Annotated in this window: 20 protein-coding genes, 1 tRNA gene and 2 pseudogenes; 8 read left to right on the plus strand and 15 right to left on the minus strand. The window is 69.6% G+C overall.

The features are described 5' to 3' along the window. Positions 1-33 precede the first annotated feature (33 nt). Entirely contained in the window at positions 34-732 is a 699-nt protein-coding gene (locus CES90_RS35260; RefSeq protein ID WP_229914365.1) for an HNH endonuclease, read from the plus strand. Positions 733-757: 25 nt separating this feature from the next. Here CES90_RS35260 and CES90_RS35265 read toward each other — a convergent pair whose 3' ends face one another. The 5 genes and pseudogenes from CES90_RS35265 to CES90_RS35280 all read right to left on the minus strand — a co-directional run bounded on the left by CES90_RS35265 (position 758) and on the right by CES90_RS35280 (position 5,210). Continuing rightward, complete coding sequence (locus tag CES90_RS35265) at positions 758-985, minus strand: DUF397 domain-containing protein (protein WP_189787497.1); 228 nt, start codon at positions 983-985, stop codon at positions 758-760. Then, a pseudogene (locus CES90_RS35270) lies at positions 972-1,667 on the minus strand (DUF5753 domain-containing protein); the annotation flags it as partial. The pseudogene CES90_RS35270 and the gene CES90_RS35265, both read right to left, overlap by 14 nt. 811 nt (positions 1,668-2,478) lie before the next feature. After that, a pseudogene (locus tag CES90_RS50285) lies at positions 2,479-2,733 on the minus strand (hypothetical protein); the annotation flags it as partial. A gap of 48 nt (positions 2,734-2,781) precedes the next feature. After that, positions 2,782-3,624, minus strand: coding sequence for a MurR/RpiR family transcriptional regulator (locus CES90_RS35275; protein WP_189782909.1), 843 nt, complete (start codon positions 3,622-3,624; stop codon positions 2,782-2,784). A gap of 50 nt (positions 3,625-3,674) precedes the next feature. Then, positions 3,675-5,210, minus strand: a complete 1,536-nt coding sequence (locus CES90_RS35280; protein WP_189782910.1) for an aromatic amino acid ammonia-lyase — start codon at positions 5,208-5,210, stop codon at positions 3,675-3,677. Positions 5,211-5,406: 196 nt separating this feature from the next. On the opposite strand from CES90_RS35280, the gene CES90_RS35285 reads away from it, so the two are divergent. Further along, positions 5,407-5,868 carry a hypothetical protein gene (locus tag CES90_RS35285; RefSeq protein WP_189782741.1) on the plus strand — a complete coding sequence of 154 codons (462 nt, stop codon included), beginning with the start codon at positions 5,407-5,409 and terminating at the stop codon, positions 5,866-5,868. Positions 5,869-6,296: 428 nt separating this feature from the next. Here the strand turns inward: CES90_RS35285 and CES90_RS35290 are convergent, their stop codons facing one another. After that, positions 6,297-7,691 carry a cystathionine beta-synthase gene (locus tag CES90_RS35290; RefSeq protein WP_189782742.1) on the minus strand — a complete coding sequence of 465 codons (1,395 nt, stop codon included), beginning with the start codon at positions 7,689-7,691 and terminating at the stop codon, positions 6,297-6,299. 346 nt (positions 7,692-8,037) lie between these two features. Here CES90_RS35290 and CES90_RS35295 point away from each other — a divergent pair, with 346 nt between their 5' ends. The 3 genes from CES90_RS35295 to CES90_RS35305 all read left to right on the plus strand — a co-directional run bounded on the left by CES90_RS35295 (position 8,038) and on the right by CES90_RS35305 (position 11,767). After that, positions 8,038-9,165 carry an SGNH/GDSL hydrolase family protein gene (locus CES90_RS35295; protein ID WP_189782743.1) on the plus strand — a complete coding sequence of 376 codons (1,128 nt, stop codon included), beginning with the start codon at positions 8,038-8,040 and terminating at the stop codon, positions 9,163-9,165. 315 nt (positions 9,166-9,480) lie between these two features. After that, positions 9,481-10,701, plus strand: coding sequence for an acetyl-CoA C-acetyltransferase (locus CES90_RS35300; RefSeq protein WP_189782744.1), 1,221 nt, complete (start codon positions 9,481-9,483; stop codon positions 10,699-10,701). Between the two features lie 283 nt (positions 10,702-10,984). Next, positions 10,985-11,767, plus strand: coding sequence for a hypothetical protein (locus tag CES90_RS35305; protein ID WP_189782911.1), 783 nt, complete (start codon positions 10,985-10,987; stop codon positions 11,765-11,767). A 138-nt stretch (positions 11,768-11,905) separates the two neighbouring features. Here CES90_RS35305 and CES90_RS35310 read toward each other — a convergent pair whose 3' ends face one another. After that, positions 11,906-12,217: a hypothetical protein gene (locus tag CES90_RS35310; protein ID WP_189782745.1), complete on the minus strand. Its 312-nt coding sequence runs from the start codon at positions 12,215-12,217 to the stop codon at positions 11,906-11,908. Positions 12,218-12,320: 103 nt separating this feature from the next. Between CES90_RS35310 and CES90_RS35315 the strand changes: the two genes are divergently transcribed. After that, positions 12,321-12,551, plus strand: coding sequence for a DUF4287 domain-containing protein (locus CES90_RS35315; RefSeq protein WP_149828724.1), 231 nt, complete (start codon positions 12,321-12,323; stop codon positions 12,549-12,551). Positions 12,552-12,651: 100 nt separating this feature from the next. On the opposite strand, the gene CES90_RS35320 is transcribed toward CES90_RS35315, so the two are convergent. Together CES90_RS35320 and CES90_RS35325 are read right to left on the minus strand one after the other, a co-directional pair. Beyond that, a complete protein-coding gene (locus CES90_RS35320) occupies positions 12,652-13,533 on the minus strand; it encodes a Bax inhibitor-1/YccA family protein (RefSeq protein ID WP_189782746.1) in 882 nt (293 codons plus the stop codon). Positions 13,534-13,817: 284 nt separating this feature from the next. After that, positions 13,818-13,900, minus strand: a tRNA-Leu gene (locus CES90_RS35325). Between the two features lie 428 nt (positions 13,901-14,328). On the opposite strand from CES90_RS35325, the gene CES90_RS35330 reads away from it, so the two are divergent. Continuing rightward, positions 14,329-15,114 (plus strand): ABC transporter ATP-binding protein, encoded by a 786-nt coding sequence (locus CES90_RS35330; RefSeq protein WP_189782747.1) that lies wholly within the window; start codon positions 14,329-14,331, stop codon positions 15,112-15,114. Positions 15,115-15,231: 117 nt separating this feature from the next. Then, positions 15,232-17,772 carry an ABC transporter permease gene (locus CES90_RS35335; RefSeq protein ID WP_189782748.1) on the plus strand — a complete coding sequence of 847 codons (2,541 nt, stop codon included), beginning with the start codon at positions 15,232-15,234 and terminating at the stop codon, positions 17,770-17,772. An 80-nt stretch (positions 17,773-17,852) separates the two neighbouring features. Here CES90_RS35335 and CES90_RS35340 read toward each other — a convergent pair whose 3' ends face one another. The 6 genes from CES90_RS35340 to eno form a co-directional block, all read right to left on the minus strand. Next, complete coding sequence (locus tag CES90_RS35340; protein WP_189782749.1) at positions 17,853-19,160, minus strand: SAM-dependent methyltransferase; 1,308 nt, start codon at positions 19,158-19,160, stop codon at positions 17,853-17,855. A gap of 378 nt (positions 19,161-19,538) precedes the next feature. After that, entirely contained in the window at positions 19,539-20,924 is a 1,386-nt protein-coding gene (locus CES90_RS35345; RefSeq protein ID WP_189782750.1) for an NAD(P)/FAD-dependent oxidoreductase, read from the minus strand. A 479-nt stretch (positions 20,925-21,403) separates the two neighbouring features. Further along, a complete protein-coding gene (locus tag CES90_RS35350) occupies positions 21,404-22,369 on the minus strand; it encodes a Ppx/GppA phosphatase family protein (RefSeq protein WP_189782751.1) in 966 nt (321 codons plus the stop codon). After that, a complete protein-coding gene (locus CES90_RS35355) occupies positions 22,366-22,896 on the minus strand; it encodes a DUF501 domain-containing protein (RefSeq protein WP_189782752.1) in 531 nt (176 codons plus the stop codon). The genes CES90_RS35350 and CES90_RS35355 overlap by 4 nt, the downstream gene beginning before the upstream one ends. A 34-nt stretch (positions 22,897-22,930) precedes the next feature. Beyond that, the gene (locus CES90_RS35360; RefSeq protein ID WP_189782753.1) at positions 22,931-23,407 is read right to left on the minus strand and encodes an FtsB family cell division protein; all 477 of its coding nucleotides are present in this window, start codon (positions 23,405-23,407) and stop codon (positions 22,931-22,933) included. Positions 23,408-23,510: 103 nt separating this feature from the next. Next, complete coding sequence (gene eno, locus CES90_RS35365) at positions 23,511-24,791, minus strand: phosphopyruvate hydratase (RefSeq protein ID WP_189782754.1); 1,281 nt, start codon at positions 24,789-24,791, stop codon at positions 23,511-23,513. Positions 24,792-25,133 lie beyond the last annotated feature (342 nt).

A 25,133-nucleotide genomic window follows, 5' to 3' on the forward strand; every position in this document is an offset into this window, starting at 1 on the left:
CGGGCGGCGTTACCGGCGGACACGGTGTCGCGCATGGACGCGTACACGGTCGCCATCGCCCGAGCCACCGAACGCGTGGTCAAGGCCCGCGAACTGTGGGGACACACGACCGTACGCAGAAACATCCGCCCCGACCTCATAGCCGCGCTGAGGGGGATGGCTCCCGGCTACGAACTCTGTATGTACTGCGGCAACAACGAGGCAATGGACATCGACCACTTCGAGCCGCTCTCCCTCGCCCCGCAGCGCACTTTCGACTGGCAGAACCACCTGTACGCGTGCTCGATGTGCAACAGCCACCACAAGAGGAACTCGTTCCCGTACGACGAGAACGGGCGCCCGCTGCTCATCGACCCGACCGTGCAGGAACCGCTGGAGCACCTCCATCTGGTCCTGGGAGCCGGCGAATACACGCATCGCACCCCGCAAGGAGAGGCCAGCATCAAGGTCTTCGGACTCAACCGGCGCTCACTGGTCCAGGGGCGTCTCCTCGCGTACTCGACGGCCAGGGACTCCCTCACCTTGTGGCGCATCCACACCGACAAGGGACAGTACGAGAACGCACGGGTCACTGTGCGCACAGCCTGGAACCGTCCCCTGGCCGATGTCCTCGCCTCGATGTTCCACCAGTCCGTACTTCCCGTCGCCGCGGCCTTGTTCGACGGCGAGGACGACGTACTCGGCCTCCTCCGCGATCCGGAGCTACGCGCGAGGTTCTTGGATCAAGAGTGACCGGACCGGTGGGCCCGGCCGTCACTCAACCCGAACCGAAAGTGCCGTCCTTGACGGCGCTGACGAACGCCGCCCAGCCGGGGGCGGAGAAGAGCAGCGCCGGGCCGGTGGCGGTCTTGCTGTCGCGGACGGGGACGCGGGCGTGGCCGTGGGCTACTTCGAGGCATTCGCCTTGGTCGCCGCCGCTGTAGCTGGACTTGTACCACCCGGTGAGGATGGACGAGTCGGAGACGCTCTGTTCACTGCTGACCATGCGCGTGTTCCTCTGCTGCTGCCCGAACGAGGGCCAGTGAATCCTCTCGCGACAACGCGTCGCTCAACGCGAGAGCGTAGGCCGTCTGGCTGGCAGTCACCAGCGCCGGATCATCCATCAAGTTGCCGGTGAGAAACCCTTCGGCGTACGCCACTGGGGCAGAGTCCTCAAAGCTCATGAGCGTGAGCAAACTCTGCTGAAGCGCGTGCGCCCCCACCTCGTACGGCAGTACATGCAGTCGCAGGCGCCCCGCCTCAGCCAAGTCCGCAACCCTGCCCAGCTGTTCTGCCATGACCTGGGAACCACCGACACGGCGCCGTAGTACGGACTCGTCGAGCAGGGTCCAGACGACCGGCTTCATGGGCCCGTCGAGAATGCGGGAACGCTTTGTTCGGATGACAACGGCTTCGTCAAGCTCCTCTGCCGTGTGGTTCGGCCGGTACGCACGGAACAGGGCGCGTGCGTAAGCCTCGGTCTGGAACACGCCAGGAATCAGCGTCAGTGCGAACTGCTGGATCAGCGTGGCCTGTTGTTCCAGCTCGGCCACGGCGGCGAAGTGATCGGTGTACTTCGACTCCAGGTACTCCAACCACCGTTCAAAGAACCCGTCCGTGCTCAGCGCCTGGTCGATCCGCCGCGCGTCATCCGGCTTCGGAAGCCGCCTGCCCGCCTCGTAATGGCTGAAAGGGGCGCCAGCCGGACGGTGGCTCGCTCAACCGATATGCAATCGCAGGGCACCACCGAGGCGCCCGCTATGAAGATCGGTGTCAAGGGGAAGATTCCCAAGAGTTGGCCGTCCGGAGTCCGTTACACCCGGGGCGGCAACATGCCTGGAACGAAGACTTTTGCCGAGCTCAAGGTGCTGCGCACGTACAACGAAACCGTCCATGCCAAGCCTGGCCAGGGGAGCCAGGGCGCCACAGATCTGATCGCCTCGATCTACCAGCCCTCCGTCACCATCACACCGCCACCCAACGTCACGCTCACCGGTGCTCTCAAGGGCGACCTGTTCTTCCTGCCGCCGCGCTGGGACGCCGCGAAGTACCTGGCGAACTCCAACGGCGGCGGCAACCCCGACAAGCGAGGCGCGGCCTCATTCGCCTACATCGGAACGCTGATCTACAGCACGAAGGCCGGCGCCGAGGAGCGCGCAGTGGCGCAGCACATCAAGACGGCCTTCACGAACCCCGAGGACACGAAGCCGTACATGTCGGCGAAGAAGGTGCCCGGCCAGACGGCTAAGGCACCGCTGCACCGGACGGTCAACAAGACTCGCCGGGACGACAACCGAAAGGCGGCGGTCAAGCAGTGCAGGCGATACTGGGGCGCCAACTACACGCAGGGCGGCGCTCGGGAGTGAAGCTTCCCCTTGATCGTGGACACCTGGAGACTGGGATCTAGAGGTTCCAGAGGAAGTAGCACCAGGTGGGAAGCCCCAGCCGCACCCGCCACACAACCCACCCCGTCCGAGCTCATACGCGCACAACCCGAGCTCACCCGCGCCCGCTCCTCTTCCCACCCCCCGGCGCCGCATCCCCCGCCTCCACCCCCGTCACCCGATAGCCGGCCACCGTCTTGCCCGCAGGCCGGCCACCCTGCCTCGACAGCCAATCCACACGCACCCAGAACAACTGCCCCTCGGCACGCTCCAGGCGCCCGAGGCGCCCCGCGCGGAGCCATAGGCCCGTGCCGGTGCCGGCCAGGAGCATGCCGCCCGCCGCGGGGATCGCGAAGGAGGAGCCCAGCGCCGGCCAACGTGAAACTCGCCCGAGAAACCGCGCAAGAGCTCCGACGGCTCACTCCACGAACAACCCTCTCGCCGCCGCCTTCGCGTCGAACTCCTCCAAGCGCGCCTGCGCCTGAGGCAGGTCGTCGCACATCGCCTCCAGCAGCACCCGCCCGAGCAGCATCGGCGCACACGCGGTGTCGAAGGCGAGCCCGGTGCCGACGGCTGCGGGAAGGAGCAGGTCGGAGACCTTGGCGACGGGTGCGAAGGCGGAGTCTGCGACCGTGACGACGGTCAGCCCGGCCTCCTTGGCGTATGCGAGGGCGTCCACGACCTCGCGTGGATGCCGGGGCAGCGCGAAGCACAGCAGCGCGGTCGCCCCGGCCCGTACGGCCGCGTCGATACGGTCGTGGAGCATGCTCCCGCCCTCGTGCAGCGGCCGTACGTCCGGATGGACCTTCGCGGCGAAGTACGAGAAGCCGTACGCCTGGGAGGCGGCAGCGCGCAGCCCGAGCACCGGCAGCGGCCGGGACGCGGCGAGCAGTCGCCCCGCCCTCGCCACCGGGGCCGGGTCGGCGAGCACCTCGGCCAGATGGCGCAGGTTGTCGATCTCGGCCTCGACGGCCTGCTGGTACTCGTTGTACGAGGCGGTGGACGTCACCGGTTCGGTCGGCGCGACCTCCCGCAGATGCCGGCGCAGCGCCGGGTAGCCGTCGAAGCCGAGCGCCACCGCGAACCGTGTCACGGACGGCTGGCTGACCCCGGCCAGCTCCGCCAGCTCCACGCTCGACAGGAACGGCACGTCCGCGGCCCGCCGCACCATGCTGTGCGCGATACGCCGCTGAGTGGGCGTCAGCCGGTGCCCCTCGAAGAGAGCCTGAAGCCGCGCGGCGGGACTGTCCGTCACCCCCACACTCCTGTCCGCGCTCCTGTCCGCGCCCCTGTCCGCGCTCCTGTCCGCGCTCACGACGCGCCCTCCCTCTGCCTGTCCGACGGAACGCCATGAATGTCCGCCCAGATCTCGGTGAACCGATCGAGCAACGCCGCCGCCGCGCTCACGTCCCCCGTCAGCGGCCGGTCGGCCGGGTCCGCGTCGAGCACGGCCTCCGCCAGCTCCAGCGCCCGCCCGACGGGCAGCTCCGGGTCCGCCTTGAGGTCACGCTGGCGCAGCGCCCGTACGGCGGCGACGAGTTCGCAGCCGACGACGAGACGGTACGCGCCGCACGCCCGCAGTGTCTGACGTGCGGCGAGCGAGGCGAAGCTGGCCTGTTCCTCGACGCCCCGGGAGAGTACAGCGTGGCCGAGCGACGCGGGCGCGGAGAAGGCGCGCAGGTCACCGAGGGCGGCTCCGGCGGCGTACTCCAGGATCATCACCCCCGACGAGGCGGGCTCGTGGTCGGCGAGGAAGGGCCGCAGCCGTGTGTACGCGGGCTCGTTGAGCGACGACAGCCGGGACGTCGACAGGCGTGCCACCTGGGTAACCGCCAGTCTGAAGTGGTCGAGGGCGAGGGCGAGCTGGGCCTGGTAGAAGCCGCCGTGATGGTACGCGGCCATGTCCTCGGGGCAGATCAGCGGGTTCTCCGCGGCCGCGTTGAGCTCCACCTCCAGCACCCGCTCCAACGCGTCCGCCGCGTCCAGCGCCGGCCCGTGGATCTGGGGCAGGCAGCGGAAGCCGTACGGGTCCTGGATCCGCCCGAGCGGCGGAGTGGGGCGCTCGTCCGCGCCGATCAACGCCCGCATGCGCCGGGCCACTTCGCGCGACCCCCGATGGGCGCGAGCGACGTGTACGGGCGCCGCGTACGCCTCGTGCGAGCCGTCCACGGCGATCAGGGAGAGCGCGGCGACGACCTGGGTGGCGGCGATCAGCCCTCGCAACTCGTGCAGGGCGAGCGCGGCCTGGCCGAGGGTGAGGGCGTTGCTGCTGATCAGCGCGAGGGCGTCGTTGTTGTCCAGCGGCTGGGGCGCGGGGGCGCCGGAGCCGACCCACGGATGTTCGCCGGCCAGCGCGAGCCCCATCTGGGCGAGCGCCGCGATGTCACCCGTGCCGACCGAGCCGAACTCGTTCACCACGGGGTGCGCCCCGCTCTCCAGCGCCTCGCACAGCGCGGTGACGACGGTCGGGCGGAGCCCGGCGCCACCGGCGAGCACCTGGTTGGCGCGTACGGCGAGCATCGCCCGTACCTGTCGGGCGGGCAGTTCCTCCCCGATGGCGCCCGCGTGGCTGCGCAGCAGGCGCAGGCCGTGCTCGGCGGCGGCCTCGGTGGGCACGTCCTCGGTGCGGTTGGCGCCGACACCGGTGGAGCGGCCGTAGACGCGTCCGGTGGCCGCGATGCGGCGGGCGGCGTCCCAGGCCTCCTCGACCCGCCGCATCGCCTCGCTGCCGGGGACGGGCCGGGCGTGCCCGTCGGCGAGCCGTACGACGTCGGCGACGCCGAGCGCGTGCCCGTCGAGGACGACGAGACCGGGCGCGGCGGCGACGGCGGCCGGCGCGCCCACCATCCGAGAGGACCTCACCCGCGGCCTCCTTGCCCCTCACGCAGACACAACATATTCAGACACCGAGAACTCTGCATGAGGTCATACAGGCCGGGCAAGGAGAGCCGGGCGGAAACAGGGGGAATGGAGGGAGAGCCGGGCGGAAACAGGGGGGCTAGCCCCCGTGCCAAGCCACCCCCGGCTCCCTACCGTGAAGAGCATGACCGGAATGGATGCCCGTGACGCGCAGCTCAAGGACGCCGACCTCAAGGACGCCGAGCTGAAGAAGGAACTCGCCGCCACCCTGCACGCCCGCAGAGAGCTGGGTGAGGACTACGAGTCGGCGCTCGTCGAGTCGTTCCTGGAGAAGGTCGACCAGCGCATCGACGGCGCGGTGGACCGCCGGGTACGGCGTCAGGTCGCGGAGCAGCAGATGGTGGTGGCCCGCGGCGCCCGTTCCCCCAAGTCCACCGACTCCTTCGGCGAACGGTACGGCTTCGGGATCGTCTCCCTGGTCGTCGCGCTCCCCCTCACCGGCATCGGCGGCGGCGGCGCCGGCCTCCCCGGCCTGATCGTCACCTGGATGGGCATCGTGGGCGTGAACGTGGCGTGGGCACTGCGAACGTCGCCGCGCGTGGGCAAGCGGGGCCGCAAGAGCGCTGACTCGGAGTGGGAGGAGTAGCCCCGGAGCAGTCCCGGAGCAGTCCCGGAACAGTCACGAAGGGGTCCCCGGAGGAGATATGCGCGGGGACCGCCGCACCCCCGTTTGACGGGGGGCGGGACGACGGCGGTCCCCGCGAGGGACGCGGGCCGGGTCAGGGCTTGGCTTGCGCGTCCGTGGCGTCCATGGAGGTCCGGGAGCCGCTCCGGAGGTCCTTGGCGCCGTTCGCTGCCGGCCGGGGCGGGGAGCCGCTCCCGCCCTGCCGACACCCACTAATGTGCCGGACGCGTGTTAAGCGGGTGCTGCGCGGACGTGACACGCTGGTACCACTTCCGCGAAGTTAAACCCGGAACTCGCGCAAATCTTCGACTCCAGGGCCCCGTTGAGCGCGGTTTCTCCCGCTTCCTATGGCTTCTCTCTTGCTTCTCTCTTGCTTCTCTCTTGCTTCTCTACTGCTTCGCGCCGCCCCTGGCGAGGAACGAGAGCAGGTCCTGCCGGCTCACCACACCCGTCGGCTTGCCCTCGACGAGCACGATCGCCGCGTCGGCCGAACCGAGCACGGACATCAGGTCGCCCACCGGCTCACCGGAGCCGACCTGCGGCAGCGGCGCCGACATGTGCTTCTCCAGGGGGTCGTCGAGCGAGGCCCGCTGGGTGAACAGCGCGTCGAGCAGCTCCCGTTCGACCACCGACCCCACGACCTCGGCGGCCATGACGTCCGGGTGCCCGGCGCCCGGCTTCACGATGGGCATCTGCGAGACGCCGTACTCCCGCAGCACCTCGATCGCCTGACCGACCGTCTCGTCCGGGTGCATGTGGACGAGGGACGGCATGGCGCCGTGCTCCTTGTGGTCGAGTACGTCGGCGACGCGCGCGCTCGGCCCCTCGTCCTCCAGGAAGCCGTAGTCGGCCATCCATTCGTCATTGAAGATCTTGCTCAGGTACCCGCGCCCGCTGTCCGGCAGCAGCACGACCACGACGTCGTCCGGCCCGAGCCGCTCGGCGACCCGCAGCGCCGCGACGACGGCCATGCCGCACGACCCGCCGACGAGCAGCCCCTCCTCCTTCGCCAACCGCCGGGTCATCTGGAAGGAGTCCTTGTCGGACACGGCGACGATCTCGTCGGCGACGGTCCGGTCGTAGGCGGTCGGCCAGAAGTCCTCACCGACGCCCTCGACGAGATACGGCCGCCCGGACCCGCCCGAGTACACGGACCCCTCGGGGTCGGCCCCGATGACCTGGACGCGCCCCTCACTGGCGTCCTTGAGGTACCGCCCGGTCCCGGAGATGGTGCCGCCGGTGCCCACCCCCGCCACGAAGTGGGTGATCTTCCCCTCCGTCTGCTCCCACAGCTCAGGGCCGGTCGAGTGGTAGTGGGAGAGCGGGTTGTTCGGGTTGGAGTACTGGTCCGGCTTCCAGGCGCCCGGCGTCTCGCGCACCAGCCGGTCGGAGACGTTGTAGTACGAGTCGGGGTGCTCGGGATCGACGGCGGTCGGGCAGACCACGACCTCGGCCCCGTACGCCCGGAGCACATTGATCTTGTCGGTGCTCACCTTGTCGGGGCACACGAAGATGCACTTGTACCCCTTCTGCTGCGCCACGATGGCCAGCCCCACGCCGGTGTTTCCGCTGGTGGGCTCGACGATCGTGCCGCCCGGCTTCAGCTCCCCGCTCTGCTCCGCCGCCTCGATCATGCGCAGCGCGATGCGGTCCTTCACGGAGCCGCCGGGATTGAAGTACTCGACCTTGGCCAGGACGGTCGCCTGAATGCCCTCGGTCACGCTGTTGAGCCTCAGCAGCGGGGTGTTGCCGACGAGGCTGATCATCGAGTCGTGGAATTGCACCGTTGTCTCCGGAGCTGCAAAAAGGGATGGTCGTGATGTTCCGCCAGCCTAAGCCCCGCTCCTGCTGATCCCCTCATGTTCACATCTCGTCTGGATTGGCCGAGGGCCGCTTCGGGGCAAGGAGTGGTTGTACGGCTAGGGCCTGTCTTCCCGATCGGGCCGGCTTCGGGCCACGGCGCCCGATGGCCACCGGTGAGCGGGGCCTGGCTCGTGCAGCTGCAGGGCGGAGGAGGGCGTCGACGCGGAGCGTCGGCAACCGACGACAACGCCGCAGATGTGCGTGCCAGGCCCCGCGCCCTAGGCCTGAGCCGGAAGACAGGCCCGCAAAAGGAGGTGGCGGCGACGCATGTCGAGCATGTCTAGGGCGAGGGTGGCCCGGCGCATCGCGGCGGGCGCGGCGTACGGGGGCGGTGGCATCGGCCTGGTCGGTGCGGCGGCCGTCGGGGTGCTGCTGGCCGAGGTGCGGATGGCCAAGCGCCATGTGGGCAACGGGAACAGCCCGCATCCGCCGAGCGCGGAGGGCCTGTACGGCCGTTCGTACGGCAGCCGGTACGGCCGCCCGTTCGGCTCGCACACCGGCTCTCACACCGGCTCGCACACCGGTCCGCACGACGGCTCGCACACCGGTTCGCACGACGCCCCCGACGACCCCCCGCTCCGGCTGGTCATGCTCGGCGACTCCACCGCCGCCGGCCAGGGCGTCCACCGGGCCCGGCAGACCCCGGGCGCCCTCCTCGCCTCGGGGCTCGCGGCGGTGGCCGAGCGTCCGGTGGAGCTCCGCAACGTCGCGCTGCCGGGAGCCCAGTCGGACGACCTGGACCGTCAGGTGACGCTGGTCCTGGAGGACCCGGCCCAGGTCCCCGACATCTGCGTGATCATGATCGGCGCGAACGACGTGACCCACCGGATGCCCCCGACCCGCTCGGTACGCCATCTCTCGGCCGCGGTACGCCGCCTGCGCACGGCCGGCGCCGAGGTCGTGGTCGGCACCTGCCCCGACCTCGGCACGATCGAGCCGGTCCAGCAGCCCTTGCGCTGGCTCGCTCGGCGGGCCTCTCGTCAGCTGGCGGCCGCGCAGACGATCGGAGCCGTCGAGCAGGGTGGCCGCACCGTGTCGCTGGGCGACCTCCTCGGCCCCGAGTTCGCACAGAACCCCCGCGAACTGTTCGGCCCCGATAACTACCACCCCTCCGCGGAGGGGTACGCGACGGCCGCGATGGCCGTGCTGCCGACCGTCTGCGCGGCCCTCGGGCTGTGGCCGGCGGAGGAGGAGCGCCCCGACGTCAGCCGCCGCGAGGGCTTCCTGCCGGTGGCTCGCGCCGCCGCCGAGGCCGCGTCCGAAGCCGGCACCGAGGTGACGGCCGCCATGCCTACGGGGCCTCGTGGGCCTTGGGCTCTGCTGAAGCGGCGGCGTCGGCGGAGGGTGCCGGCGACGGATCCGGCCCCCACGACGGCCGCGGAGCCGTCCGCCTAAGGGCTCGGTCAGGACGGTGCGCTGACGACTGCGGGCGGGTGGGGGCTTGTCGCGCCCCGCGGCGGAGCCGCATATCGATACAGCCCCGCACCCCTGAAAAGCAGGGGCTGCGCCCCGTGCTTTTCGGCCCGCAGGGCCGTGTCTTTCAGGGGCGCGGGGAACCCCATCCGTACCCCCACCCCATGAGGCACCTGACCCAAAAAGCAAGCGCTTAGAAAAGTGCGGTCGGTGTCACACCCTCATGCGCGTGACCCGAACCATACGTACGGGTAACTTCACCACAGCCCTGCAATCCCGTACGCCAATGGAGCCGTGATGCCCGAAGCCGTGATCGTCTCAGCCGCCCGCTCCCCGATCGGCCGCGCGGGCAAGGGCTCGCTCAAGGACCTCCGCCCCGACGACCTGACCGCCACGATCATCCAGGCGGCCCTCGACAAGGTCCCGGCGCTGGACCCCAAGGACATCGACGACCTGATGCTCGGCTGCGGCCTCCCCGGCGGCGAGTCGGGCCACAACCTGGGCCGGATCGTGGCCGTACAGATGGGCATGGACCATCTGCCGGGCTGCACCATCACCCGTTACTGTTCCTCCTCGCTGCAGACCTCCCGTATGGCCCTGCACGCCATCAAGGCCGGCGAGGGCGACGTCTTCATCTCGGCCGGTGTCGAGACGGTGTCCCGCATGATCAAGGGCAGCTCCGACGGCATGCCCGACACCCACAACCCCCTCTTCGCCGACGCCGAGGCCCGTACGGAGGCGGTCTCCAAGTCGACCGGCGCCGGCTGGCACGACCCGCGCGAGGACGGCCTGCTGCCCGACCCCTACATCGCGATGGGCCAGACCGCCGAGAACCTGGCCCGGCACTGGGGTGTGACCCGTCAGGAGATGGACGAGTTCGGCGTCCGCTCGCAGAACCTCGCCGAGGAGGCCATCAAGAAGGGCTTCTGGGAGCGCGAGATCACCCCGGTGACACTCCCCGACGGCACGGTCGTCAGCAAGGACGACGGCCCGCGCCCGGGCGTCACCCTGGAGGCCGTCCAGGGCCTGAAGCCGGTCTTCCGCGAGGACGGCCTGGTCACGGCCGGCAACTGCTGCCCGCTGAACGACGGCGCCGCCGCCCTGGTGATCATGTCCGACACCAAGGCGCGCGAGCTGGGGCTCACGCCCCTCGCCCGTATCGTCTCCACCGGCGTGTCCGGCCTCTCCCCCGAGATCATGGGCTACGGCCCCGTCGAGGCATCGAAGCAGGCCCTCGCCCGCGCGGGCCTGACCATCGACGACATCGACCTCGTCGAGATCAACGAGGCCTTCGCCGCCCAGGTGATCCCCTCGTACCGCGACCTGAACATCCCGCTGGACAAGCTGAACGTCAACGGCGGCGCCATCGCCGTCGGCCACCCGTTCGGCATGACCGGTGCCCGCATCACCGCCACACTGATCAACTCGCTCCAGTTCCACGACAAGCAGTTCGGCCTGGAGACGATGTGCGTCGGCGGCGGCCAGGGCATGGCGATGGTCATCGAGCGCCTCAGCTGAACACCCTGGCGTCACCACCGCGGAACTCAGCGTGATTCTCTGGCCCAGAGCCCCGGAAACTCCGGGGCTCTGGGCCGATTTGTGATCCAATCTCCCCCAGGATGTGACCTATCTCCCCCCGGAGAGCGATTTACGCAGCTCAGGGGCGTTTCACCACCAAACATCGGGCCAAAAATCATGCCCGTTTCGTGACGTTACGCACTGACAGCTGGTTAGTCCGCCCTTCAAGCTGATGTAGGAAGTCGGGGGTCGACTTTGAACCGGGAGTACGTCAGTGAGCGCCATGCCGATCGCCTTGCTGCTCACCACGGCCGCCACCGCCGTCGTGGGCGTCGTCGTCCTGCGCACCCTCACGGGTCTGCGCCGACAGGTCGCCGCGCTCCACGCCGAGCTGGCCGAGGGCCGGGCCGCGGGTGTGCGGCCCGTCGTACCGGCCGCCCGTCCGGCCGCCGACGCGGAGGAGATACGCGCCGCCGTGGCCGAGGCGCTGGCCGAGGAGCGGGAGCGTGAGCTGGCCGAGGCGCGGGCGTTCTGGGCCGCCCAGGAGGCGCGTGACGCCACGGACGCGCCCTCCCTGCTGGGTCTGCCCGACAGTGAGCTGTTCCTGCCCCGACAGTCCGATTTCGCGGGCCTGGAGCACCTCGAACCGGTGACCGAGCCGAGCCTCGAGGGCGACGAGTTCGCCGGGGAGTCCGCGGAACTGGCCGCGGCCCGCCGCCGCCACCCCTCGCACCCCGACTTCGTCCCGGTGCAGTCCCCGGTCACCAACGACCACGAGCGCACGGTCGCCTGCCTGGAGGACCTCGCCGCCTCCCGCACCGAGCTGGCCGACGTCCGTCCGGGCCCCCTCGGCACCCTCGACGTCTACGTCTTCGCCGACGGCACCACCCTCTGCATGACCCCCGGCCACCGCGAAACCGCCGAACGCCTCGCCGGCGCCCTCCGCACCGGCGACACCCCCGTCCTCCTGGGCGGCTCCGGCATCTCCGGCGCCTACACACTCACGTTCGAATGCGGCGAGGAAAAGGTCTACATCCTGGCGGACAGGGTCATAGCGTCGCTGTAGGGGTTCGTTTGCCACTGCCGGGTGCGGGCAGCGCCCCATCAGGGGCGCGCGGAGCTGCGCGACAAGCCACGAACAGCCCGCAGTCGCAAACGCTCGGAGGCGGCAGCGGCCGAACACTCCCGGAGCCACTGGGCGCCCTCACACCCCAGCCCGCCGCTGCGCCTCCTCCACCAGCGCCACGGCCTCAGCCAACTCCGTCTCATCCCCCAAAACCAATGCGAGATCATTCCCGGCGACCATGACCTGATCAGCCGCCGCGAACATCCCCGCATCCGGCATCTCCCGAAGCGGCCCTCCGGGACACTCCAACCGCTGGGCACGCAGTGCCAACTCCCTGGCCAGCCCCAGCGCCTCCGCGGCAGCGCCCCGCTGCAGCCGGCTCTGCGGGGCAGCCCGCAACAGGTCGGCGAAATGATCCACGGCACGTGTCAACGGCGTCGTATCAAGCACGCCGCGAGCGTACGCGTCACAACGGGACTGTTGCCAACAGGCCGCGGCTCAGGCAACGTGACTTGAAGGACCGGCTTACATTCCCTTTCGTCCGGAGGCGCCGATGTCCCAAGTCTTCTCCGAGGAGACCCATCGCAATCTGCTCGCCCGCATCCCCCACTGCACCGGTCGTGAAGTCTCCGACTGGCTGCGCAAAGTCGATGAAGGCCCCGCTCTCTTCAACTTCGAGGAGAAGGTCAGCTGGCTCCGGCACGAGTACGACCTCGCGTACGGCCACGCCAAAGCGATCGTTCACGAGTACGACCTGAGGAGGGCTGCGCGCAAACTCCTCTGAGCGGACGCGCTCCGCTTGGGCAGCCGGAAACGGCGAAGGGCCCGCGAACCGAGGTTCGCGGGCCCTTCACTGAGTGCGACCCTTCACAGGGCACCGGCTTCTAGTCGTCGCCGCTGAAGATCGCGACCAGTCGCAGCATCTCGATGTAGATCCACACGAGGGTCATCGTCAGGCCGAACGCGGCCAGCCAGGACTCCTCGCGAGGGGCGCCGTAGGTGATGCCGTCCTCGATCTGCTTGAAGTCGAGGGTCAGGAAGAACGCGCCGAGGACGATCGCGAGGATGCCGACGATCGCGCCGAGCGGGCCCATGCTGCGCAGTCCGCCGTCCTCGGCGACACCGAAGACGACCAGCAGCAGGTTGACCGCCATGACCAGGATGAAGGCGATGGCGATGGTGATGCCGATACGGGCGTACCGCGCGGTGACCCGGACCCAGCCCGCCTTGTAGACCAGGAGGGTGGCGCCGGAGACGGCCATGGTGCCGAGCACCGCCTGGAAGGGCGCGCCGGACCACTGGGTGTTGAACATCTCGCTGATGACGCCGAGGAAGACACCCTCGAAGGCGGCGTACGTCAGGATCAGCGCGGGCGAGGCCTTGCGCTTGAAGGACTGCACCATCGCCAGGACGAAGGCGATGAGCGCGGCGCCGACGGCGAGGCCGTAGCTCGTGCGCGTCACCGGCAGGAGGGCCCAGGCGAGGATCGCGCCGACGACGACCGTGCCGAGCGTCATGGCCGTGCGGACGACGACGTCGTCCATGGTCATGGCGCCGGTGCGGACCGGGGCCTGCGGCGGGGCGCCGTGCTGGACTTCCTGCTGGGCGTACGGGTTCGTCGCGTACGGGTTGGCGCCCTGCTGGGCGTAGGGGTTGCCCTGGGTGCCGACAGCTGCTCCCCCGGCCTGCGGCGCGGTGTTGAAGCCCGCGTAGCCGTTGTCGCGGCTGAACCCCCGTCGCGAGAAGACCGGGTTGCTGCTCCTCATTTCACTCCTCCATGGCCACCCTGCGTGGCCTTGGCTCAAGAGTAATAGGTAGGCAAAGGATTGCCTCTACTGCTCGGGGAGGATCTTTCCCCTGGCATGACTTCCCTTGCCATGACATCGAACACGCTACGCGTCTCCGTGATTCCCCGCGTCGGCCCCCTCAACCTCATGACCAACCCGGTACACACCCGCGACCCGGCGGAGATCGACCCTGACGCATCGGGTGGGGCTGCCTCGGCGGGGGCGAGGCAGGGTGGGAGAATTTGTTCGATGTTGGTCGGAGGTGCCCGGAACCGGACTTGAACCGGTACGCCCGCGAGGGGCAGCGAGGTTTAAGCTCGCCGTGTCTGCATTCCACCATCCGGGCAGGCCATGGGCTCCGCGCTGAGGTTACGAGCCTATCGGGAGGCTTCCCCCGAACAGCGGACGAGCGGACCGATGTTGTCTTATTTTATTGACGTCTGAGGGTGCATCAGCACAGGGAACACGCCATCCGCACTTGCCAGTAGCCTTTCGGACGGCACGGCCCGCCGTATGGGGAATGACGGAATTTCACCGCCCGTCACCGCCCGAACGAACGACCCGTCAAGGGCGCGGCGGATGACCGCGGTGACTCGTGTTAGTCCGGGCGCCTCTCGAGGGCGGCCGTCATACCCAGGTATGACAAGGCGCCCGTCCGTCCGTCAGAAGTCTGCTCCCGGAACCAGAACTGCGACTGACTACACGGCGGCCCTCGGTCGCGACGATGGAGGCATTCCTCGACACACGTCCTCGCCCCGACAGGAGTACCCACCCGTGACGACCACTCCCCTTGCCGGCACTTCCCTCGCCGACCGGTCCACCGCCGTGGCCGCCCGTGCCACGGAACTGTCGAAGATCTACGGACAGGGTGAGACCCGGGTGGTCGCCCTGGACCGGGTCACCATCGACTTCCGGCAGGCCGAGTTCACCGCGATCATGGGCCCGTCGGGGTCCGGCAAGTCCACGCTCATGCACTGCGTGGCGGGCCTGGACACCTTCTCCACCGGGTCCGTGCGCATCGGCGACACCGAGTTGGGCTCGTTGAAGGACAAGCAGCTCACCAAGCTCCGCCGGGACAAGATCGGCTTCATCTTCCAGGCGTTCAACCTGCTGCCGACGCTGACGGCGCTGGAGAACATCACCCTCCCGATGGACATCGCGGGCCGTAAGCCGGACAAGCAGTGGCTGGACACCGTGATCCGGATGGTGGGCCTCGCCGACCGGTTGAGCCACCGCCCCTCCCAGCTCTCCGGCGGCCAGCAGCAGCGGGTCGCCGTGGCCCGCGCGCTCGCTTCCCGGCCGGACATCATCTTCGGTGACGAACCGACAGGAAACCTCGACTCGCGCTCCGGTGCGGAGGTGCTGGGCTTTCTGCGCAACTCCGTACGGGAGTTGGGGCAGACCGTGGTGATGGTGACGCACGACCCGGTGGCGGCGGCGTACGCGGACCGGGTGGTGTTCCTCGCGGACGGGCGAATCGTGGACGAGATGTACGAGCCGACCGCGGACTCCGTGCTGGACCGGATGAAGCGGTTCGACGCCAAGGGGCGGACCAGCTAGGGGAGTTCGCACCCAAGCGCCACACCACCACCGGCACGCCACCACCGCCACACCACCACACCACCACCGGCACGCCACCACCGCCACACCACCATCGACCCCTGACAGGGACCCTTCATGTTCCGTACCGCCCTGCGCAACGTGCTCGCGCACAAGGCCAGGCTTCTCATGACCGTGCTCGCCGTGATGCTCGGCGTCGCCTGCGTGTCGGGCACGCTGGTCTTCACGAACACCATCTCGGACGCGCTCCAGAAGAGCTCGGCCAAGGGCTTCGACCACGTGGACGTGGCGATCCAGCCGGAGGGCCGCCTGAACGAGGGCGGCGAGGCCGTCGAGCAGCCGAAGCTGACGCCGGAGCTGCTGGCGAAGGTCGAGAAGGCCCCCGGCGCCGCGTCCGCGATCGGTGTGGTCAGCGGCTTCACCGCCCTCGCCGACAAGGACGGCAAGCTGATCGGCGGCGGCTTCCAGTCCCAGGGCGGGAACTACTGGGGTGATGACGATCCCCGGTATCCGATCGAGGACGGCGGCCGTGCCCCCAGGGGCGAGAACGAGATCGCCATCGACTCGAAGACCGCCGACCGCGCCGGCTACCAGGTCGGCGACACGATTCGGCTGTCCGTCGACGGGCCGGTCCTCACCCCGACCATCACCGCGATCTTCACGACGGACGACGGCAACGTCGCCGCCGGTGGCAGCCTCGCCCTGTTCGACACGGCGACCGCCCAGAAGCTCTTCCACATGGAGGGCCAGTACGACGAGATCGCCGTGCGGGCGGCGGACGGCACCAGCCAGGACCGGCTCCAGACGGCCATAGACAAGATCGTCCCGGACGACACCGCCTCCACCACCACCGGACAGCGGCTCGCCGATCAGCAGGCCGAGATGATCGCCTCGTCCATGAGCGGGCTGAAGAACGGTCTGCTGGTGTTCGCCGGGATCGCCCTGTTCGTGGGCATGTTCATCATCGCCAACACCTTCACGATGCTGGTCGCCCAGCGCACCAAGGAGCTGGCCCTGCTGCGCGCGGTCGGCGCCTCCCGCCGTCAGGTGACACGTTCGGTGCTGGTCGAGGCGTTCGTGGTGGGCGCGGTCGCGGCGGTCGTCGGTCTCGCCGCCGGTGTCGGCATCGGCGCCGGGATGCGGTCCCTGATGGGCGTCCTCGACGCGACCGTACCGGCCGGCCCGCTGGTCGTCTCGCCCGGCACGGTCGCCACCGCCCTGCTGGTCGGTGTATTGATCACCATGCTGGCCGCCTGGCTGCCGGGGCGCCGCGCGGCGAAGATCCCGCCGGTCGCCGCGATGGGCAGCGTGCACGCGCCGGCGACGACCAAGTCGCTCGTCGTACGGAACACGATCGGCGCGCTGTTCGCGGGGGCGGGCATCGCCACCGTCCTCTACGCCACGACCATGGACGGCTCGGACGGCCAGGCCCCGATGGGCTTCGGCGCCGTACTCCTGATCATCGGCGTCTTCGTCCTCACGCCCCTGCTCTCCCGTCCGCTCGTCGCGGCCGGCGCCCCGGTGCTGCGCGTGTTCGGCGTCTCCGGCAAGCTCGCCCGGCAGAACTCCGTACGCAACCCGCGCCGTACCGCCGCGACCGCCTCGGCCCTGATGATCGGCCTGACCCTGATCACCGGGATGACGGTGATGGCGGGCAGCCTGCAGACGTCGATCAACAAGATGGCCGCCGACGCCATCAAGGCGGACTACGTCGTCTCGATGGCGAACGGCAACTTCCTCTCCCCCGACGTGGAGAAGAAGCTCGCCTCGACCGAGGGCGTCGCCGCCACCTCGTCGCTGCGCAACGCCGAGTCCGTCATCGGCGACGAGACCGAGTACCTCACCGGCGTCAACGGCTCCGCCATCCGCGAGCTCACCGACCTCACGATCGACAACGGGTCGTTCAAGGTCGGCGGCACGGACGTCGTCGTGGACGCGGACACCGCCGAGCGCCGCGGCTGGAAGGCCGGTTCGTCCTTCACCGCCGCGTTCGAGGGCGGCGAGCGGCAGAAGCTGACGGTCGCCGGGGTCTACGAGGGCAATGAGCTGCTCCGCGGCATCCTCCTGGACAACGCGACGCTGACGGAACGGCTGCCGGCCACCGCCGACCCGGCCGACATGCAGGTCATGGTCAAGACCTCGGCGGGCGCCTCCGACGCCACCAAGGACCGGCTGGAGAAGGCACTCGGCGACAACCCGGCCATCCGGGTCCAGGACCGGCAGGACATCTCCAACGAGATCGCCAGCATGTTCACCCTGATGCTGAACATGCTCTACGGCCTGCTGGCCATGGCCGTGATCGTCGCCGTCCTCGGTGTCATCAACACCCTCGCCATGTCCGTCTTCGAGCGCTCCCAGGAGATCGGCATGCTCCGTGCGATCGGCCTCGACCGCCGGGGCATCAAGCGGATGGTCCGGCTGGAGTCCCTGGTCATCTCCCTCTTCGGCGGTGTCCTCGGCATCGGTCTCGGTGTCTTCTTCGGCTGGGCGGCCGGCGAACTGCTCGCCGCGCACATGCCGACGTACGAGCTGGTCCTGCCCTGGGCCCGCATGGCCCTCTTCCTGCTGCTGGCCGCCACGGTCGGCATCCTGGCCGCGCTCTGGCCGGCCCGGCGTGCGGCGAAGCTGAACATGCTGACGGCGATCAAGTCCGAGTAGCTCGGAGCGGTCGGAGTAGCGCGGGAGCACTTAGGTCGGGGCCCCGTTCCAGTACCCGTACTGGAACGGGGCCCCTTCGCTCAGTTCCAGGTGCGGGAGCGCAACGGCATCCCCGAGTCGCCGGACTCGGAGGTCCTGACGGCCAGCACCTGATTGACGCCGATGCGATTGCGCTCGAACGCGAGCGCGGAGGCGGCCATGTACAGCCGCCACACACGAGCCCGCCCGGGGCTGGTCAGTCGCACCGCACGCGCCCAGTCGGCCTCCAGGTTGGCCACCCAGCGGCGCAGGGTGAGGGCGTAGTGCTCGCGGATCGACTCGACGTCCCGGACCTCGAACCCGGCACGTTCGAGCTGGGTGACGGTGGTGCCGACGGGGGCGAGTTCGCCGTCCGGGAAGACGTACGCGTCCATGAACCCGTCGAGGGAGTACGAGCCCTCGTCGTGCTGCGGCCGCCGTGAGATCTGGTGGTTGAGGAGCCGTCCGCCCGGAGCGAGGAGCGCGTACAGGTTCTCGGCGTACTCCAAGTAGCGGTCCGCGCCCACGTGTTCGGCCATGCCGATGGACGAGACGGCGTCGTAGGGCCCGTCGGTGACGTCGCGGTAGTCCTGTACGCGGATCTCGATCCGGTCGGTCAGCCCTTCCTCGGCGACCCGCTTACGGGCGTACGCGGCCTGCTCCTGCGACAGCGTGATGCCGACAACGCCGACGCCGTACTCGCGGGCGGCGTGGACGGCCATGGAGCCCCATCCGCAGCCGACGTCGAGCAGCCGCTGTCCCGGACGGAGGTCGAGCTTGCGGCAGACGAGGTCGAGCTTGTCGTGCTGGGCGGCTTCGAGGGTGCTGTCGGGGTGGCTCTCGAGGGCCGGCCAGTACGCGCAGGAGTACACCATCGACGGGCCGAGGACGATCTCGTAGAAGTCGTTCCCCACGTCGTAGTGGTGGCTGACGGCGCGTTTGTCGCTGCGTCTGGTGTGCCGGTGGCGGCTTCCGCGGATCTCCTCGCAGGGCGGTCCGGGCGGCACGAGGACGGCGGGCCCGGCCAGCTTCAGCAACCCCCTGACAGCCGCCCGCACCTTCGGATCACGCAGGGCCTCGGTCAGCCCGCGGGCGTCCTCCCCGCGCTCCCACACATGGTCCGCCATCAGATCCAGTACGGCGTACAGGTCCCCCTCGACACCCAGGTCTCCCGCGACCCAGGCCCGGGCCAGGCCCAGCTCGCCCGGCTTCCACAGCAGCCGGCGCAGGGCCCTGCGGTTCCGTACCACCAGCGCGGGGGCCTGCGGGGGGCCGGCCTCCGAACCGTCCCACGCCCGGAGCCGGACCGGGAGCGAGGCCCCCAGCGCCTGCTCGGACAGGGTCTTCAGCCGCGACGCGGCGTCCTGCATGGTGCACACCTCCGTGACGACAGATCCCGGAATGTCCAGTCCATACGTAAACACCTGCGGGGCTCGGCCGCAGTCCCCCGGGGGCGTTACGAGTGCGTTTCCCTCTGCCGCCGAGTGCTTTCGCGGTCGAGCTCGGGGGTTCGTGCGTTGGCGACTGCGGGTGAGTGGGGGTTGCTCGCGCAGTTCCCCGCGCTCCTGAAGGACTGGGCGTGCCCCGGCGTTTCAGAGGCGCGGGGAACTGGCCGACCAGCCAGAGACCACCCGCAGCCGCCATCGCACCGAATCCCCCGAGCTGGAAGGCGCCCGGAACGCCGAAGGACCTCCCGCACCACGGATGGCGGGAGGTCCCTCAGGTCGATCAAAGGGCGACCGGAAAGGTCAGGAGGCCTTGGCCTTCTCCTCGGTCTTCACCGGAGCGGCAGCGACGGGCGCCGGCTTGGCCGCCTCGTAGAACTCCTCGCGAGGAGACTCGATGGCACCCAGCGACACGACCTCACGCTTGAGGAACATCGCGAGCGTCCAGTCGGCGAAGACGCGGATCTTGCGGTTCCAGGTCGGCATGGCCAGACCGTGGTAGCCACGGTGCATGTACCACGCCAGGCGGCCGCGCAGCTTGATCTTCATCTTGCCCATGACGATCATCGCGACGCCCTTGTGGAGGCCGAGGCCCGCCACCGCGCCCTTGTTGGAGTGCGCGTACTCCTTCTGCGGGAAGCCCCGCATACCGGAGACCACGTTGTCGCCGAGGACCCTGGCCTGACGCAGCGCGTGCTGCGCGTTCGGCGGGCACCAGGCGTTCTCGACGCCGGCCTTGCGGGCGGCGACGTCGGGCACCTGGGCGTTGTCACCGGCGGCCCAGATGTAGTCGGTGCCCTGGACCTGGAGGGTCGGCTGGGTGTCGACGTGGCCACGGGGGCCGAGCGGCAGACCGTAGCGCGAGAGGACCGGGTTCGGCTTGACGCCGGCGGTCCAGACGATCGTGTTGGAGTCGACCTCCAGGCCGTTCTTCAGCACGACGTGGCCGTCGACGCAGGAGTCCATGGAGGTGTTGAGGTAGACCTCGACCCCGCGGCCCTCGAGGTGCTCCTTGCCGTAGAGGCCGAGCTTCGGGCCGACCTCGGGGAGGATCTTGTCGGCGGCGTCGACGAGGACGAAGCGCATGTCCTCGCGGGACACGTTGTTGTAGTACTTCGCGGCGTCGCGGGCCATGTCCTCGACCTCACCGATGGTCTCCGCACCGGCGAAGCCACCGCCCACGAAGACGAACGTGAGCGCCTTCCGGCGGACGTCCTCGTCGGTCGTGGAGTCGGCCTTGTCGAGCTGTTCGAGGACGTGGTTGCGCAGGCCGATGGCCTCCTCGATGCCCTTCATGCCGATGCCCTGCTCGGCGAGGCCGGGGATCGGGAAGGTGCGGGAAACCGCGCCGAGCGCGATCACCAGGTAGTCGAAGGGCAGCTCGTACGCCTCGCCGACCAGCGGCGCGACGGTGGCGACCTTGCGGTCCTGGTCGATGGTGGTGACCCGGCCGGTGAGGACCTCCGCCTTGGGGAGCACGCGTCGCAACGGGACGACGACATGCCGCGGGGAGATGCTGCCGGCGGCGGCTTCGGGGAGGAAGGGCTGGTAGGTCATGTACGACCGGGGGTCGACGACCGTGACGGTCGCCTCGCCGTAGCGCATCTTCTTGAGGATGCGCCGAGCTGCGTACAGGCCTACGTACCCACCGCCTACTACGAGGATCCTGGGACGCTCCGTGGTGCTCATGCCATCGAGTATGTACCCGCCATCAGGGGGGTGCTCGTGCGCCCCTTCACAAGCTTCCACACACCCTCTGCTACACTGCGCGACCCCCCGTGACGCAGGTCATGGCCGCAACAGGGAACCCCCTGTACGGCGGGAGGTTGTCAAGGCCGCGTGAACTGCCCTTCCGGCCGCGTGACGCCCCTGGAGAACACTCCGAACCGGCCGCGTTTTCACCCGGACGAGACCGCCGCGCAACCCTCTCGGCGGCACCCTGTTGACCCGCCGGAGCCCTCGAAGGCTCTGCACAGCCTCAAAACGTCGCCCATCAGGGCCGATTCTCTTGTGAAGAACTTCACGAAGTTTTCCGGCGGCACGCTGTCGAGGGACCCTGGAGCACGCCTGGAGCGCGCTCATGCGTTATCCGAACGGCTCAACCGAGGCTACCGGCGAGTAGCAAAGACTCCCCCCGGCCGCCTCGGCCGCCGACTCCATATCGCCACTTACGCGACAGACCAGGCGATTCCGTCAAGGATGTCGTGCTCGCTGACCACGACCTCCTCCGCCCCGATCCGCTCCATGATCGACAGGAGTACGAGGGCACCGGCCGCGATCACGTCCACGCGTCCGGGATGCATCGACCTGACGGCCGCGCGCTCGGCGTGCGTCGAGCGCAGCAGCCACTCGGTGATCTCGCGGACGCGGTCGTGCGGGACACGGGAGTGGTGGATGGCCGCCGAGTCATACTCGGGGAGGTCCTGGGCGATCGCGGACAGGGTCGTGACCGAGCCGGCGAGCCCGACGAGCGTGTGCGCCTCCCGCAGCGGCACATGCCGCTCCGCGAGGTCCAGCGCGGCCTCGATGTCGGCGCGCATGGCGGCGATCTGCTCGTCGCCCGGCGGGTCGACGACGGCGCCGTCCCGGACGAGGTGCCGCTCGGTCAGCCGTACACAGCCGATGTCCACCGAGCGGGCCCCGCGCACATGGCCGTCGCCGACCACGAACTCGGTCGAGCCGCCACCGATGTCCACGACGAGGAACGGCTTGGCAAGGTCCTCCCGGTCGAGCAGTTCCTTGGTGGCGCCGGTGAAGGAGAACTCGGCCTCCTGATCGCCGGAGATCACCTCGGGCTCGACACCGAGGATGTCCAGCACCCCTCGTACGAACTCGTCGCGGTTCTCCGCGTCGCGGGACGCGGAGGTCGCGACGAAACGGAGCCGCTCGGCGCCGTGCTCCTTGATGACCGCCGCGTACTCACGGCAGGCGGCGAACGTCCGCTCCAGCGCCTCGGGGGCGAGCCGGCCCGTACGGTCGACGCCCTGGCCGAGGCGGACGATGGTCATCCGCCGGTCCAGTTCGACGAGTTCGCCGGTCGACCCCGCGCCGGAGGCGCTTTCAGACACTGTCGCGTCGGCGACGAGGAGGCGGATGGAGTTGGTACCGCAGTCGACGGCGGCGACCCGGGTCATTCGCCGGCCTCCGCGGCGGAAACCACGCAGGGACCCTTGGCCCACCACTCCGGCAGCATCTCGATCGCCTCGTCGCCCAGCGGATTCACGCCGGGACCGGCGGCCAAGGAGTGCGCCACCAGCACATGCAGGCACTTCACCCGGTCCGGCATGCCGCCGGCGCTCGGGAAGCCCTTCAGCTCCTCGATCTCGTCGCGGCGCCGGATGTAGTCCTCGTGAGCGGCGCGATAGGCCGCGGCCAGCTCCTCGTCCTTGCCCAGCCGCTCGGTCATCTCCTTCATCACGCCGTTCGCCTCCAGCGTGCCGATCGCGGAGGCGGCGCGCGGGCACGTCAGGTAGTACGTCGTCGGGAAGGGCGTGCCGTCCGGCAGGCGGGGCGCCGTCTCGACGACGTCCGGCTGCCCGCACGGACAGCGGTGCGCGATCGCGCGCAGCCCGCGCGGCGGGCGCCCGAGCTGCTGCTGGAAGGCCTCGACGTCCGCGTCGGTGGGCTCGGTGCGCGGGGTGGGCGGCGGGGGCGTCTGCATACCTGTACGTAAGTCTCTCTAGAGCTCTGGTCGGTCACTGGTCGGCGGCGTCGGCCTTGTCGACCCCGTCCCAGACATTGGTGTACCAGGGACGGTCGGCCGTCCCCTGCGTCGCACGGGACTGCTTCGCCGCGTCCGGGTCGATCATCGTGTAGCCGGTCTCGCCCGGCATCACATAGTGCAGCCGCTCCCGGATGCGCTGCTCGGCGTACGCGTCGTCCTGCCAGCGCGCCTTGAGGTCACGCAACTCCTCGACACGCTCCCGCGCCTCCTCGCGCTGCTGCTGCAACTCGGCGATCTCGGCGCGCTGGGAGACGTACTGCCTTATGGGATAGGCGAGGGCCACGATCATCGAGCAGAGGACGAGGGCGAGCAGCGCGGCGCGGCCGGTCAGCCGGGAGCGGCGGGCTTGGCGCTTGGTCTGGGAGCGGTAGACCCGGGCGGCCGTCTGCTCACCGAGCAGCTTCAGCCTGGTCGCCGTGGAGAAACGGTCCCGGTCCTTCACGGCCATGTCCCACTTCCCCTTCCCATGTGCCTACGTGCGTACGTCCCCGCACACGGTACGGGACCGGGTACGGGGACGTACGTACGACGCTACCTACAGCCAGTAAGGCTCAGCCCTTGAAACGGGGGAAGGCGCTGCGGCCGGCGTACACCGCGGCGTCGTCGAGGATCTCCTCGATGCGCAGCAGCTGGTTGTACTTGGCGACGCGGTCCGAGCGGGCCGGGGCGCCGGTCTTGATCTGACCGCAGTTCACGGCGACGGCGAGGTCGGCGATGGTGACGTCCTCGGTCTCGCCGGAGCGGTGGGACATCATGCACTTGAAGCCGTTGCGCTGGGCCAGCTCGACGGCGTCCAGGGTCTCGGTGAGGGAACCGATCTGGTTCACCTTCACCAGCAGGGCGTTGGCGGCGCCCTCCTCGATACCGCGGGCCAGACGCTCGGGGTTGGTGACGAACAGGTCGTCACCAACGAGCTGCACCTTGTCGCCGAGGCGCTCGGTGATGGTCTTCCAGCCGTCCCAGTCGTCCTCGAACAGCGGGTCCTCGATGGAGACGAGCGGGTAGGCGTCGACGAGCTCGGCGTAGTAGTCCGTCATCTCGGCGGCGGAGCGCTCCTTGCCCTCGAAGACGTACACGCCGTCCTTGTAGAACTCGGAGGCGGCGACGTCGAGCGCCAGGGCGATCTGCTCGCCGGGGGTGTAACCGGCCTCCTTGACGGCCTCGAGGATGAGGTCGAGGGCGGCGCGGTTCGAGTCCAGGTTCGGGGCGAAGCCGCCCTCGTCGCCGAGGCCGGTGTTCAGGCCCTTGCGCTTCAGCACCTTCTTGAGGGTGTGGTAGACCTCGGCGCCCCAGCGCAGGGCCTCGGAGAAGGACTCCGCGCCGATCGGGGCGATCATGAACTCCTGGATGTCCACGTTGGTGTCGGCGTGCGAGCCGCCGTTCAGGATGTTCATCATCGGCACCGGCAGCAGGTGCGCGTTCGGGCCGCCCAGGTAGCGGAAGAGCGGGAGGTCGCTGGCCTCGGAGGCGGCGTGGGCGACGGCGAGGGAGACGCCGAGGATGGCGTTGGCGCCGAGGGAGCCCTTGTTGTCGGTGGCGTCCAGGTCGAACATCGCCTGGTCGATCAGGCGCTGCTCGGTGGCGTCGTAGCCGACGAGCTCCGGGCCGATCTGCTCGATCACCGCGAGGACGGCCTTCTCGACACCCTTGCCGAGGTAGCGGTTGGGGTCGCCGTCACGGAGCTCGATGGCCTCGAAGGCACCCGTGGAGGCGCCGGACGGAACGGCGGCACGACCCGTGCTGCCGTCGTCGAGGCCGACCTCGACCTCGACCGTGGGGTTGCCTCGGGAGTCCAGGATTTCCCGGGCTACGACGACGTCGATGGACGGCACGAGCATCTCCTTCTTGGGATGTGACGCGATGTGACGCTGTTTGCGACTAGAGCCTAACCGCCCCGGGACTGTCGGCAGCCGACCGACCGTCCCGTGGACGAAGAGACCGTACCGATTGTTCCATGCCGGAACAAAGGGGAGGGGGCGGGGAAGTGAACAAGGAGGTGACAGGGGGAGGTGACAGGGGGGAGGTGACAGCAGGGCGGCAGGGAGGTGGCGGCCAAGGAGGGCGGGCAAGAAAAAGCCCGCTCCGGTGCGTACGGGGGGAGTGCGCACCGGAGCGGGGAACCCGTGGGGGACAGGGGGGTTGCCCTCACGAGGTCTTCACTAAGGAGGACACGG

It is taken from the genome of Streptomyces capitiformicae (assembly GCF_002214185.1).
GTDB classification, from domain to species: domain Bacteria; phylum Actinomycetota; class Actinomycetes; order Streptomycetales; family Streptomycetaceae; genus Streptomyces; species Streptomyces capitiformicae.

Coding starts and splice junctions, on each gene's coding strand:
- CES90_RS35260 (WP_229914365.1), top strand. CDS start 34: ATGGACGCGTACACGGTCGCCATCGCCCGAGCCACCGAACGCGTGGTC.
- CES90_RS35265 (WP_189787497.1), bottom strand. CDS start 985: ATGGTCAGCAGTGAACAGAGCGTCTCCGACTCGTCCATCCTCACCGGG.
- CES90_RS35280 (WP_189782910.1), bottom strand. CDS start 5,210: ATGGTGGGCGCGCCGGCCGCCGTCGCCGCCGCGCCCGGTCTCGTCGTC.
- CES90_RS35285 (WP_189782741.1), top strand. CDS start 5,407: ATGACCGGAATGGATGCCCGTGACGCGCAGCTCAAGGACGCCGACCTC.
- CES90_RS35295 (WP_189782743.1), top strand. CDS start 8,038: ATGTCGAGCATGTCTAGGGCGAGGGTGGCCCGGCGCATCGCGGCGGGC.
- CES90_RS35300 (WP_189782744.1), top strand. CDS start 9,481: ATGCCCGAAGCCGTGATCGTCTCAGCCGCCCGCTCCCCGATCGGCCGC.
- CES90_RS35305 (WP_189782911.1), top strand. CDS start 10,985: ATGCCGATCGCCTTGCTGCTCACCACGGCCGCCACCGCCGTCGTGGGC.
- CES90_RS35315 (WP_149828724.1), top strand. CDS start 12,321: ATGTCCCAAGTCTTCTCCGAGGAGACCCATCGCAATCTGCTCGCCCGC.
- CES90_RS35320 (WP_189782746.1), bottom strand. CDS start 13,533: ATGAGGAGCAGCAACCCGGTCTTCTCGCGACGGGGGTTCAGCCGCGAC.
- CES90_RS35335 (WP_189782748.1), top strand. CDS start 15,232: ATGTTCCGTACCGCCCTGCGCAACGTGCTCGCGCACAAGGCCAGGCTT.
- CES90_RS35340 (WP_189782749.1), bottom strand. CDS start 19,160: ATGCAGGACGCCGCGTCGCGGCTGAAGACCCTGTCCGAGCAGGCGCTG.
- CES90_RS35345 (WP_189782750.1), bottom strand. CDS start 20,924: ATGAGCACCACGGAGCGTCCCAGGATCCTCGTAGTAGGCGGTGGGTAC.
- CES90_RS35350 (WP_189782751.1), bottom strand. CDS start 22,369: ATGACCCGGGTCGCCGCCGTCGACTGCGGTACCAACTCCATCCGCCTC.
- CES90_RS35355 (WP_189782752.1), bottom strand. CDS start 22,896: ATGCAGACGCCCCCGCCGCCCACCCCGCGCACCGAGCCCACCGACGCG.
- CES90_RS35360 (WP_189782753.1), bottom strand. CDS start 23,407: ATGGCCGTGAAGGACCGGGACCGTTTCTCCACGGCGACCAGGCTGAAG.